This is a genomic window from Chitinophaga sp. CCNWYY40 (genome assembly GCF_037483205.1).
GTDB lineage: Bacteria > Bacteroidota > Bacteroidia > Chitinophagales > Chitinophagaceae > Chitinophaga > Chitinophaga ginsengisegetis.
On record NZ_JBBHLF010000008.1, the window covers coordinates 66,299 to 79,374 of the forward strand.

Below are 13,076 nucleotides of genomic sequence, written 5' to 3' on the forward strand. Positions count from 1 at the left end.
CAAACCTAGAATTCGTTTAGCCAGCAGGAGTTTCATTTGCTGAATTCAGGCGTACGGATTTATAAAACCGTACTGTACGGAATTTTAACTGGTTGGGTATCAGGATTTTGATCAGGAGATATTTTCTTTGTACAGGGCAGGAGTGGTGTCTTTTATTTTCCGGAAAGCGGCATAAAAAGTAGATTTCGAGTTATAGCCAACCTCATATCCGATGGCTTCAAACGTAAGGTGGTCGTTAGTTGTGATCAGCCGGCAGGCTTCATTGATCCGGTATTCATTAATGTAAGTGGAAAACCCTTTTCCGAGGTTATCATTCAGTAACTGGGATAACTGGTGTACAGAGATGTTAATAATCTTCGCCAGGTCGTTGAGTTTAAGGTTGGGATCTTTATAAAGTTCTTTTTCGCGGATGGCTGTTTCCAGTTTTTCTATCCACACCTGCGCATCGGGTGCTGCTATTTTTTTCTTTTCAGATTTTAAAGGAAGTCCGTTTTCATACCGTGCTCCCTGTAAATTATAAAAAATGCTGAGGTATAGCAGGAACGAAAAGAGTACCGGGCCAATAATATATATCCCGCAAATAATATTCGCTAACGACAACAGGTAGGCCAGGAAAACAAGACAGTTGCCGGTGTACAGCAACAGGCGGAATTTTTCTGTACTATTTAACGCAGAACGGTTCACAAGAAAAGTTTTCAACACCGTTTTCAATACAAACCCGGTAGCAATAAGGTAAATCATCCACTCCAGGTAAATGATATAAACGATTACATTATTCCAGATAGCCGGGTAAGCGGGATAAGGAAGAATACTGCCTGTTAGTATAATAATCCCCAGCAATATTCCCCATACCCACTTCCAGGAGGCGGGTATCTTAGTGACATTTTCCTGCACCGATCTGAAAAAATAATAGAGGGCCGGGCCTATGAGAAAGCAGGCAGACAAGCCTATCTGCAGGTATATCCTGGGTATGGAAGGATTGAAATAGAGGAAAACAGATTTGGATACCCGGATGCTAAGGGCCAGCAGCAGCGTAATCAGGAAGATAGTGGGAACAGATCTTTTCTTCTTCCCTAATAATAAATAAACACTAAGAACAATACCGTTAAACGCACCTAAAGCGCTCACAAAAAATAATATTTGCTGGCCAATATTCATGGATGAAGCAGGATGAGTTTTACTAATGAAATATAGGTGAAATTTTAGTAAAAGTCATCAGTACTATTGGCCGGCATCTATTAACATGCTGCTGCAAAGCGGTAAACTTTGCAACAGCATGCCGATAAAATTATTTATAAAGAATACCGTATTGTTACGCCATAGGTGCGCGGATCCCCCAGTACACCGGCATAGTGGCCTGCATTCCCGGCTCCGGGTAACAGTTGTTCAAAATAATCTTTGTCGAGCAGGTTGCGGCCCCAAACAAAGAGCGACAAGCCGTTTGGCGCCCGGAATCCCACCCTGCCATTGAGCAGTACATATGAATCCACTACCAGGTATTTGGAAGGAGTAGGATTAGAAGAGAAGGAAGAACGGTAGTAACTATCCAGCGCCAGGAAGAAGTTGCCATCGTGGCCCAGCAGCTTTCCGGCAGCGGTTACCTCTCCGCCTAAAGATGCGGCCCATTTAGAGATACCGGGTAATTCGCCACCGGAAATATCCTTGAACGTAGGGCCACCGGTTTCTTCAAGTGGTGGCGGTGCGTTTTTGAATGTCACGTATTTACCATCGGTGTAAGCCAACGCTCCATAGAAAGAGAGGAAGTCTTTGATTTTTATATTGGCATCCAGCTCAGCGCCACGTACACGAACTTTTTCTGCATTGGCGAGGTAGCCACGGTTTACAGAAAGATCTGCCGCCTGTACCTGGGTCTGGTAGTCGGAAATATCGGTATTATAAACCGTGAGGTTTACGGTTGAATTGGGGCTGGGCGAGGTTTTGATACCCACTTCATAATGACGTACTTCTTCCGGTTTGATCACGGCCAGTTCCAGCATTGTTTTGCCGGAAGCGGTGGGCAATCCGCCGAGGTTAAGGCCAATAGGTTTGAAGCCCGTAGAGAAGGTAGCAAAAGTATTGATCCGGCTGTTCACTTTAAATGCCAGTGTTAACTGACCGGATAAGTTGGTATCGTCGATATCTGTTTTAAATGCCTGCGAGGTGTAAACCAGATTTTTAAGCGCAATCAGTTGCGGGTCTTCTGTTTGTAAACCGCCATAGGTATCGCGGCGGAAGTCCACTTTTTTATCATCATAGTTGAAACGTAGACCGGGCAACAGGTTCAGACGATTGGAAATTTTCCAGTCGAGCTGACCAAAGAAAGCGCCGCTAAAAGTTTTAAGCCGGGGATAGGATTTGATACCATATCCGTCAAAAAGTCCCGGGGTTTTCCACAGGTCGCTGGTTGTGCTTTGAGAGAAGCGCCACTGATCGCGGCCAGATTCTTCAGTATGGGCGCCATCCGGATCCAGCTGCTGGCCAAAGGCAAACACGCCAAACACTGCGCTGAGGCGGGGATGCAGCGATCCTGCCCAACGTACTTCCTGCGACCATTGTTTATGTTTCGATGGCGCCTGTGATAGCGCCAAAGCCTGTAGTCCTGTAAAGTCCCGGTCGTTGGAAGGATCCCAGTTCCAGTACCGGTAAGCGGTAGTGGACGTCAGTTTTCCGGGTCCCAGCTGGATATCAACATTGAGCGACACGCCGCCGAAGTCCTGGTAGGATTGCCATGGGGTATCGTGGTCAATTACCCGGTCGAATGGGTTAAGCGTTGGCAGTTTATAATTGAGGTCTGTGATGATGCTGTTGAATTGCCGGTAGCCTGCACGCAGGGTAGGAGCGGTGCCTGCATATACCTGTGCATATCCGTCGGGGCGCTGCCGGGTGGCATCTGCCGCCAAGATGATGTCTACTTTCTCCGAAGGCTTGAATAATATTTGTGCGCGGGCGCCGAGATTATTAAGGTCATTTGTTGGTTTGTTTTTGGCAACATTGTAAAGCAATCCGTCGCGTTGCGTACCTGAAAACGACAAGCGTGCGGCTACTTTTTTTCCTAAAGGGCCGGTGAGAGAACTCTTCGCCTGGATGTATCCGTAGTTGCCATAACTAAGCTCAAAGCTGGCGCCCGGCGTGAAGCTCGGTTTACGTGTGGTTACGTTAAATGCGCCGGCGGTGGTATTTTTTCCAAACAGTGTTCCTTGTGGGCCGCGCAATACTTCAATTTGTTCTACATCGAGGAAGTCGATGGTAGTAGCGGCAGTGCGGGCATAATACACGCCATCTACATAAAATCCTACACCCGGATCAATGCCATCGTTGGTAAGACCGAAGGTAGTGCCAAGTCCGCGGATGCTCAGCCCCGTGTTACGCGGGTTAGAGGAATATAGTTGTACGGAGGGAACCAGTTCTTTTAAGCGGTTTACATTGAATGCGCCGGCATCTTCCGCCAGGGCGCCACTGATCACAGATATGGGAATGGGCACATTTTGCAGTGTTTCCTTCCGTCGTCTGGCTGTGATCACCACTTCCGACAGCAAATCATTTTTCGTAAGCGCTACCTGCAGGGAACCGGATGGTTGTTTGGGAACATGTAGTTCCTTTGGTTTATGACCAATGAAGCTAACCAATAGGGTGAACGGGGGATCTTTTTGTGTTTCAAGAGAGAAGCGGCCAACAGAATCCGCGAGTGCATGCACGTTGGTGCCTTTTACTAATATGGTGGCTCCAGGTAAAGGTGTGCCCTCTCCGTTTTTTATCACACCCTGTAGGGTGGTTTGTGCGGCTGCTATGTTAGCTGCTAATAAGATAGGCAGGAATAATGGTAGTAGTTTTATCATTGTGGTTGAATTAATTGTTTTCTAATATGCGCGAGCTTTTGACAGCAGAAGAAATAGGGATGCACTGTTATCAGCTCATAGAAATAGCCCGGTAAAAAGCCTATAGGTCTTATGCCATGTACGTACAGAATGAAATTGGTTGAGGGGCGTTATTCCCGGATTAAAAATACAAAATATAATTACATATCCTATAGAATTGGTGGAGTAATTAATATTTAGTATTTGTATATAGATGATATATAGTTTATTAATAAGATATTTGGCTTAAAATAAATGTTAGCTTGATAAAAAAGATTGATTGGTTGAGAAAATAATGTGCGGGAGGATTTCATTTAGAGGGGGGCAGGGGAGTTTTATTGGGCTATGACACGCACAACATTGCCCTCAAAAAATATAGCGGTATCCGCAAGGTTACAAATTAGAATACGCCGGCAGAAACTGCAGTGTACCTTTTCTTTCGCCAATGTGTATATGTACTGGGTTTAAAAACTAATACACAGCATATGACCAAAGTGAGAACAACTGCGATAACAAGTAATATATTGATCAAACAAGCTGTTGATCTGTTGGAAGCTGCCAGACATCAGGCGGTAAGGAACACCAATAGTCTGATGGTATTCACCTACTTTCATCTAGGTAGGCTGATCGTTGAACATGAACAGGGCGGAAATACTAAAGCAGTATATGGTCAGGAAACAATCAAGCAGCTTAGTAAAGAGCTTTGCAAAAAATTCGGTAATGGCTTCTCTCAAAGGAATCTGGAGCAAATAAGAACTTTCTTCTTGATCTATAGAAACCGGCAAAAGAAGTTACCAATTCCGCAGACACCGTCTGCGAAATCTTCGCTGAAATCAGAAACGGCGTTTCAGGCTTCTTTCGCAGAAGTATTCCCCTTGTCCTGGTCCCATTATGTAGCGCTTTGCAGAATAAAAGATACAGCTGAGCGTTCTTTCTACGAAATCGAAGTCACACAGGGTAACTGGAGTGTCCGCGAGTTGCAACGGCAAATCAATAGCGGGCTTTTTGAACGGCTGACATTGAGCAAGGACAAAAAAAGTGTAAAGGAATTCGCCAGGAAAGGGCAGCTTGTTGAAAAACCTGAGGATGTACTGAAAACTCCTTACATATTGGAATTTTTAGGGCTGGAAGAGAAGAACAGTTATACAGAATCGGATCTGGAAAAAGCCATCATAAATAAAATTGAGCATTTTTTGCTGGAGATGGGAAAAGGTTTTCTTTTCCAGGGGCGGCAGGTTCGGTTTTCATTGGATGGAGAAGATTTTTTTGTAGACCTGGTTTTGTACAATCGCCTGTTACAATGCTTTGTATTAGTAGATCTGAAAATAGGAAAACTAAAACATCAGGATATAGGTCAGATGCAGATGTATGTCAATTACTACGATCGATATATAAGAACTAAATCCGAGAAGGCGACAGTAGGTATCATCATTTGTAAAGACAAGAGTGATGCAGTAATAGAAATCACCTTACCGGAAAACAATAGGACCATTTTTGCCAAAGAATATAAACTATATCTACCCACCAAGGCTGAACTGAAAAGAATTGTCGAATAAAAAACTCTTTCAAACAAAGTCGTAGTAAGTTATACTGGGAGATAACTAATTCGGATACACTATCCGGAAACTGCAGTTTATAAGGTAATTAAAATAACCCGGCCCCGGAAGACCGGGTTATTTTAATTACTTAATCAACCCAGCTGCCACATGCTGAGGATCTGCCAGGTTGTGATTAAACCAGTGCGGATATAACGGCCCCGGAGCCGTGAGGCTGTCCAGCAATTCCACTTCCGCACTGGAAAGCTCAATGGCGGCTGCTTTCAGGTTGTCTTCCAGCTGCGGCACTTTGGATGCGCCAATTATTACGCTGGATACCACTGGTTTGGTCAGCAACCAGGCCAGTGATATTTGTGCCACCGTGGCGTTATGTGCGGCAGCTATTTCTTTCATCCGGTCTACCAGTACAAAGCCCTTTTCTTTGTCGAACGGAATAATATCAAAACCGGAAAGACGGTTCCCTTCTTCTTTCAGATTTTCACGGGTGTATTTGCCGCTCAGGAATCCACCCGCCAATGGACCCCAAACCGTCATACCTATTCCGGCCTGTTGCATAAACGGCACCACATCGTATTCTACATCACGGCCAACAAGGGTGTAGTTCATCTGGCCGTTGCAGAAGGTAGTCCAGCCATTATCGCGCTGCATCTGCCAGGCAAGCGCCGATTTCCATACCGACCAGTTGGAGAAACCGATGTACCGCACTTTACCGCTTTTAACCAACCCGTCCAGTGTGGCAAGGGTTTCTTCCAGCGGGGTTACGGGGTCTTCCCGGTGAACAATATACAAATCGATGTAGTCGGTGCCCAGGCGCTTCAGGCTCTGATCGCAGGAGTAAAGGATATGCCTGCGGGAAAGCCCCGACTGCGTTATTGGTGCACCATTGCGGAACCCCACCTTCGTGGCAATCACTACTTCATGCCGGCGGTTGGCCAGCAACCGGCCAAGCATTACTTCCGACTGACCACCGGCATATCCATCGGCAGTATCAAAAAAGTTAATGCCTGCCGCCAGCGATGTGTCAATCATTTTACGGGCTTCCTCATCAGATACCTTATATATTGTAGGCATAGATGGATCACTGCCAAAGGTCATGGCGCCAAAGGATAATCTGGAAACAATCAATCCGGTATTTCCCAGGGTGGTGTATTTCATAAGAAACTAAATTGTTGGGTTCAAAATATGGTTAAGCCATCAAAAAGAATCACAAATATCGCCGGAAATTTTATTCTCAGATACTACTATTGTTAATACTTATTTATCAATAGTAGTATTTTTCTGACCCTGTAAACTACCATTTTTTTAAATATTTTTTACGTAAATAATTGATTTAAAGTTTGTTATCGCCGGTTAACATTTGTGTTATAATCGTTATCAAAGCTGATATGGATTCTTATGAAAGAACAATAGCTTCATCATGAATTCCAGACGTTATGATTTGTAAAATTGGCCTATACCACTTTTATGATGCATTGTATGAATGCCATAAAACGAACGATTTCCATCTTACAAATTCCACTTTTTATATCAACCAGATACCGTCAGTATGTTTAAAACAAACGTTATGAAACACTTATTACCTCACCTCCAAATCATTCATCAATGAAAAAAACTCTAACAAGGTTAAAACCCGTATGCTGTTTTTTCCTCTGCTATTCATTGTTAATGATCAGCTGCTCCCTGACTGCATACAGTCAATCCCGTGCTGTAAAGGGAGTGATTACAGGTGAATCGCAGCCCTTGCCCGGTGCAACCGTGCTTGTAAAAGGAACCAAAACAATGGCGCTCAGCAATCTTAATGGAGAATTCACCATTACCGCCGCGAAAGGAGATGTGCTGGTCGTTACCTACCTCAGTTATCAAACCAGGGAAGTCCGTGTAGGAGAGGAAGATGTTATCCGCATATCCCTTACTTCTGCTACCAGTAAGCTCGATGAACTGGTGGTAGTGGCCTATGGTAAGGCCAAAAGAGCTAATCTCACCAGCGCGCAAACTACGGTTACCTCCAAAGAAATGGACCGTACCGTGAATACCACGTTGGAACAGGCCATACAAGGACGTTCTGCAGGTGTATATGTTACACAAAATTCCGGTCAGCCCGGCGGCGGCATTTCCGTTAATATCCGTGGCGTGAACTCTATTAATGGTACCAATGAACCGTTGTACGTAATAGATGGTGTGCAGATGCCCGGCGCTGCCATTTCCTTTGGGTCAACCAGTTCGTCCAATCCACTGGCCGGCCTTAACCCTGCAGATATTGAAAATATTGAAGTGTTGCAGGGGCCTTCTGCCACCGCGTTGTATGGCTCCAGGGCCACCAATGGGGTGCTGATCGTAACCACCAAAAGAGGTAAAGCCGGTGATACTAAAATGGATTATGCCTTCCAATATAATATACAAACGCCACCACCACATGTAGCCGTAATGGACCTGCGCCAGTATGCACAGATGGTAAATGAATACCACGCGCTGGCAGGTGGCAATACCCAGGAAGAGTTTAAAGATCCCTCCCTGCTGGGCAAGGGTACCGACTGGCAAAAGGAACTTTTCAGAAACGCCCCCATGAGCAAGCACCAGCTGAGTTTGAGCGGAGGTACCGAAAAAACAACCTACTACCTTTCCGGCGAATACATGAAACAGGATGGTGTTGCCCTGGGCTCCGGCTTTAACAGGTATGGGTTCCGGTTAAACCTCGACAATAAACCCCGCAACTGGATCGCACTGAACGCTAATCTCAGCTTCAACCAAACAAAGGAAAATCTCACCACCAGCCAGGAGAATATCATTTCCACCGCGTTGATGCTCACACCACAAATTCCCGTGAAAAATATGGATGGTTCCTGGGGCGGCGGCGATGTTACTAATGGCGCCAATATCTATACCCCGGTAAATCCTATTGCCATTGCCAACCTGAATATCAACAGGGCAGTAAGACGGCAGCTGATCGGTGGCATCGGCGCCAGTATAAATCCAATCAAAGATCTCTATATCAGAACTACGTTCAATACCAATTTTGGCTTTGCCAACACGGAAAATTATCTGCCTACCTATTCTATTGGCTGGGCGGTAAACGACCGGGCTAGTCTTACCAACGGAAGCAATGTAAGCACCTACTGGAACTGGAACCAGTTGATTGAATACTCCAAACAATTCGGAAAGCACAATGTCAATCTCATGGTGAGCCACGAGGCACAGGAATCCAACTGGAAAAATTTAACCGGCGGCAGGAAAGGGTTTCTTACCAATGATATCCTGGATCTGAATGCCGGTGATGCAGCTGATGCTACCAACTCCGGCGGTCAGGGCGACTGGGCAATGGAATCTTATCTCGGAAGAATAAATTATAATTACGACGACCGGTATATCCTGTCGGGATCCGTGAGGAGAGATGGTTCAGCAAATTTCGGAGATGAAAATATATGGGGCACCTTCTCTGCACTTTCAGCAGCATGGCGTGTTTCCAGGGAACGCTTCTTCCAGGTACCTTTTATCAGCGATCTTAAACTGAGATTTGAAACCGGTATCACCGGTAACTCTGGCTGGAGCGCCGGTATTTATGCGCCTATGCAGGCCGCTGCCACACCAACCGGTACGGGATTTTTAACATCCCGGTATGCTAATCCGGGGTTACAGTGGGAGTCTACCCAAACCAATAATATTGGTATTAACCTGGGCTTCCTGAATAATAAAATCAGCATCGAGGCCGATTACTACATAAAAAATACCGACAACCTCCTGATGGATATTCCATTGCCCTGGTACATGGGTACCAACGGAATTGGAGCCGTAGGAGCGCCTACAGTAAACATTGGCTCCCTGGAAAATAAGGGATGGGCCGTAACTATCAACACTACCAATATCCGCACAAAAGATTTTAAATGGGAATCCAGTCTCAACCTCTCTGGATTCAAAACGAAGATCAAAAAGTTCAATACGGAAGCAGGAGTGCTGAACCGCACTTCGTGGTGGCTGGACAACTGGACCCAGCAATCTGTGGTAGGCCAGGCGCCCTGGCTGTTCCTGGGCTACATCCAGGAAGGTATTTTCCAATCGGTAGATGAAATCAATAAAAGCGCGGTACCGGTAGATAACACCGGGCAGCGTCTTCCTACCAATGTGGACAATATTTGGGTGGGAGATGTAAAGTTCAAAGATGTGAGCGGTCCGCAGGGAAAGCCTGACGGTATTATTGATGTAAATGATCAAACTTATATAGGCAATCCTTATCCGAAAGTATTTGGTGGTTTTACCAATACGTTCTCTTACAAAGGATTTGACCTGAGCATTCTAATCACCGGTACTTACGGCAATGATGTATATAATTACCTGGCGCGGGTGAACTCCAATCCCAACCAGGTCAATCTTAGCCGCAACATGATGGTGGAGGCGATGGACTACGCTAAACCGGTAACGGATAAAGACGGCAATGTTACCTTATCCAATCCGGGAACAAATATCCCAAGGATATCCAATGGTCCAAATGGTAACTACGGCCGGATCACCGACCGGTACGTGGAAGATGGTTCTTTCCTGCGGCTGAAAAATGTTTCCCTCTCTTATAGTTTGCCTGCTTCCCTGCTGGCAAAACAAAAAATAGTCAGGGGTGCCAGGTTTACTTTTGGTGCGCAAAACCTGGCCACACTCACGGGCTACACCGGATACGATCCTGAAGTAGGTGGTTATGTAGGAAGGGATGCCAGCTCTGCGAATCAGGCTATAGGACTTGATTTCGGACGGTACCCGCTCACCCGCATCTACACTTTTGCCCTAAGCGTTAATTTCTAAAATTGCTGGTTATGAAAAAAAGTACACTCAATATATACCACGGAGCGCTGCTGTTATCTGTTTTTTTACTGGCAGCCTGCTCAAAAGAATTTTTAAGACGTCCTCCCAAAGATGCCATTGTGGATGCGGGATTTTATAAAACGGATGATCAGCTGATGGCAGCAACTGCTTTGCTATACAGTAAAGTATGGTCTGATTACAACGGCCGTTCCGCCATCAGCATCGGTGATTTCAGGGCAGGTACTGCTTATTCGGGATGGAATGATAAAGAGAATGTGGAATTTAATACCACCGCTAATACTACGGCCAATGGCGCATCCTGGCGATCTTTCTTTATTGTGATCGGCCAGTCGAATCTCACTATTTCCAATATCAATAAATATGCAGGTCCGGAAGTTTCTGCTGCTGCAAAAAGAATGGCTATTGCAGAAGCGCGGTTTATGAGGGCGCTGGCTTACCGTTACCTGGTAATGAACTGGGGAGAAGTGCCTGTTATAGAAGATAACCTGAAGTTGATCTCTGACACTTCTCTCCGGAAAAACACGGTAGAAAGTGTATGGAAATTTGTGATCAGCGAAATGCGCGCCCTCTCGGAAGATCTGCCGGAAGTGCCTGCCCGCGAAGGCCGCATCACCAAATGGACGGCGGAAGGCATGCTCGCACGGTTTTATCTCACCCGCGCAGGCCTGGGTGCAAACGGCTCCGGCGCCCGCAACCAATCGGACCTGGACAGCGCCAAATACTTCTCCCAACGGGTAATCACCAAAAGCAAATATTCATTACTCAGAAGTTATTACGATCTCTTCCTCTTTCCTTATGATAACAATGCAGAGTCGATGTTCTCACTGCAATGGGTATACGCACCGGGCGACTGGGGCGCCTCTAATGCAGCGCCGTCTGACCTGAACTACGACAGCAAAATGTGTAACGGCGATGGCTGGGGAGGCGATAAAAGCGCCACCTGGTGGATGATCAGCAAGTATGAAGGGTTCGTGAATTCCGGTGATACGCTGATCAGCGGCAGAACACTGGACCAGCGACTGAAAGCCACCTTTTTTATGCCGGGCGCCTACTACCCGGAAATTACCCAGAAGCTGGCAGATGGTACCACTCCTAAATTAATTTACCCTTATAATACCGGCGATAATAATTTCCTCTGCATCAAGAAATATGTAACCGGCAGGGCCGCAGATGTTGGCGGACAGTCGGCGCAACAAAATTATGGTAACGATACTTACATGATGCGCCTGTCTGAAATGTACCTGATCTACGCAGAAGCCGTGCTGGGCAACAGCGCCAGCACTACAGACGCTACAGCCCTGGAATATTTTAATGCCGTGCATACCCGCGCCGGATTGCCCCGTTTTGAAGATCCGCTCACTGCTGATGTGATCTTTAATGAGCGCATTGTAGAATTTGCAATGGAAGGAATGGCGTGGTACGACCTCGTGTCTCTTCACTATTATAATAAAGCAAAAGCATACGCCATCTTAAACTCGCAGGACAGGGGCCTGTTTGCCACGGCACCTGATAAAATGCCAGATCCTACATCGTGGAAATGCGTGAAAACATCATGGGCCTCTTTCCGGAAAATTATCGCCAACGACGGTAACTTCCTGATTCCAATACCTGCAGCAGAATTAAGCCAGGCACCGAATCTGAAGAAGCCGGCGGTAGATTATTATAACAAGTAGGCCTATACGTTTTTTACAAAAAATAATATACTCATGCAAAAGATATATAGCTCCATAGTAGTTCTTATTATGTGTATAGGAATCTTTTCCTGTACCAAAGATAACCTTCCCAACAACGGAGAACCGCGTATCAGTTATGTGCGGCTGACAGATCCCGCTACCGCAGATTCCCTGCTGGTAGAAGCGGGGCAGGGCGTGCTCATTGCCATTGTGGGTGAGAACCTGGGAGATGCCAGGGAAATCTGGTTCAATGATCAGAAAGCAAGTCTTACACAACCCTACATTACTGCCACCGTTATACTCGTAAGTATACCTTCCCAGATCCCGGTAGAAGTAGATAATAAACTAAAGATCATCTTCGCCAGCGGAAAAAAACTCGAGTATGATTTTCCGGTAAAGATCAGCAAACCACTGGTTACCCGGATGGATTGTGAATATGTGGCCGCCGGAGATGTAGCGGTGATCACCGGTGATTTTTTCTATCCACCTGTAACGGTAACATTCACTGGTGGCGCTACCGGCGAAATAGTGGAAACAACAGACAAGCAACTGAGAGTAAGAGTACCAGCCGGTGCACAACCGGGGCAAATCACCATTAAAACCAATTTCGGCGAAGCTATTTCCGATTTCTGGTTCCGCGACAACAGGAATATATTTATCAGCAGCGACCCCTTCACCGGTTGGTGGAATTATTCCTTTGTAGTTACCAATCCGGGCGCAGATGATCCCGCTGCTATCAATGGCAACTACATCCGCGTAAAACAACCCATCAGCAACTGGGGATGGGTGGAACTGGCCGGCGGACCAGCAGATGCGATGGGGCCCATCAGTAAAAATATCCCGGATGAAGCCATCCTCAAACCGGAAAATTATAACCTGAAGTTTGAACTGAACACGAAGAAACCCTACAACAATAACGGGCTTAAATTCTGTATAGGCGTGAAGAATGATGGCCAGGGCGATTTCTCCTGGAAGCCTCCCTACGACACGAAAGGCGTTTGGCAAACGGTGATTATCCCCTACGAAGAAGTGACCGCCGCCTACGCCAAACAAACGGTGCAACCCAACGGATACTACACCAGGATTGTATTCAATGGCGCGGGTGAACTCGATTGCGATATGTCGTTCGACAATTTCCGCGTAGTGCCAAAAGTGATTAAGAAATAAGTGTTCACAAGTATTCAACT

General features: G+C 46.1%; 7 protein-coding genes. 4 read left to right on the forward strand and 3 right to left on the reverse strand.

Annotated elements, in window-relative coordinates; all coding sequences use genetic code 11:
• Nucleotides 1-111: 111 nt before the first annotated feature.
• Together V7S65_RS28105 and V7S65_RS28110 are read right to left on the reverse strand one after the other, a co-directional pair.
• Complete coding sequence (locus tag V7S65_RS28105; RefSeq protein ID WP_336389195.1) at nt 112-1,128, reverse strand: helix-turn-helix domain-containing protein; 1,017 nt, start codon at nt 1,126-1,128, stop codon at nt 112-114.
• Nucleotides 1,129-1,292: 164 nt separating this feature from the next.
• Nucleotides 1,293-3,836 (reverse strand): TonB-dependent receptor, encoded by a 2,544-nt coding sequence (locus tag V7S65_RS28110; protein WP_079470938.1) that lies wholly within the window; start codon nt 3,834-3,836, stop codon nt 1,293-1,295.
• Between the two features lie 503 nt (nt 3,837-4,339).
• On the opposite strand from V7S65_RS28110, the gene V7S65_RS28115 reads away from it, so the two are divergent.
• Entirely contained in the window at nt 4,340-5,410 is a 1,071-nt protein-coding gene (locus V7S65_RS28115; RefSeq protein ID WP_336389194.1) for a PDDEXK nuclease domain-containing protein, read from the forward strand.
• 126 nt (nt 5,411-5,536) lie between these two features.
• Here the strand turns inward: V7S65_RS28115 and V7S65_RS28120 are convergent, their stop codons facing one another.
• Nucleotides 5,537-6,565: an aldo/keto reductase gene (locus tag V7S65_RS28120; RefSeq protein ID WP_336389193.1), complete on the reverse strand. Its 1,029-nt coding sequence runs from the start codon at nt 6,563-6,565 to the stop codon at nt 5,537-5,539.
• Nucleotides 6,566-7,012: 447 nt separating this feature from the next.
• Between V7S65_RS28120 and V7S65_RS28125 the strand changes: the two genes are divergently transcribed.
• The 3 genes from V7S65_RS28125 to V7S65_RS28135 are packed head-to-tail and all read left to right on the forward strand — an operon-like array spanning nt 7,013 to nt 13,056.
• Nucleotides 7,013-10,195 (forward strand): SusC/RagA family TonB-linked outer membrane protein, encoded by a 3,183-nt coding sequence (locus V7S65_RS28125; protein WP_111577976.1) that lies wholly within the window; start codon nt 7,013-7,015, stop codon nt 10,193-10,195.
• 11 nt (nt 10,196-10,206) lie between these two features.
• Complete coding sequence (locus V7S65_RS28130) at nt 10,207-11,889, forward strand: RagB/SusD family nutrient uptake outer membrane protein (RefSeq protein WP_079470934.1); 1,683 nt, start codon at nt 10,207-10,209, stop codon at nt 11,887-11,889.
• Nucleotides 11,890-11,922: 33 nt separating this feature from the next.
• Entirely contained in the window at nt 11,923-13,056 is a 1,134-nt protein-coding gene (locus V7S65_RS28135; RefSeq protein ID WP_336389192.1) for a glycan-binding surface protein, read from the forward strand.
• Nucleotides 13,057-13,076: the final 20 nt, after the last annotated feature.

Bases quoted from the DNA above. Each gene is read 5' to 3' on its own strand.
- V7S65_RS28110 (WP_079470938.1), bottom strand. From the start codon at position 3,836: ATGATAAAACTACTACCATTATTCCTGCCTATCTTATTAGCAGCTAAC.
- V7S65_RS28115 (WP_336389194.1), top strand. From the start codon at position 4,340: ATGACCAAAGTGAGAACAACTGCGATAACAAGTAATATATTGATCAAA.
- V7S65_RS28120 (WP_336389193.1), bottom strand. From the start codon at position 6,565: ATGAAATACACCACCCTGGGAAATACCGGATTGATTGTTTCCAGATTA.
- V7S65_RS28125 (WP_111577976.1), top strand. From the start codon at position 7,013: ATGAAAAAAACTCTAACAAGGTTAAAACCCGTATGCTGTTTTTTCCTC.
- V7S65_RS28130 (WP_079470934.1), top strand. From the start codon at position 10,207: ATGAAAAAAAGTACACTCAATATATACCACGGAGCGCTGCTGTTATCT.
- V7S65_RS28135 (WP_336389192.1), top strand. From the start codon at position 11,923: ATGCAAAAGATATATAGCTCCATAGTAGTTCTTATTATGTGTATAGGA.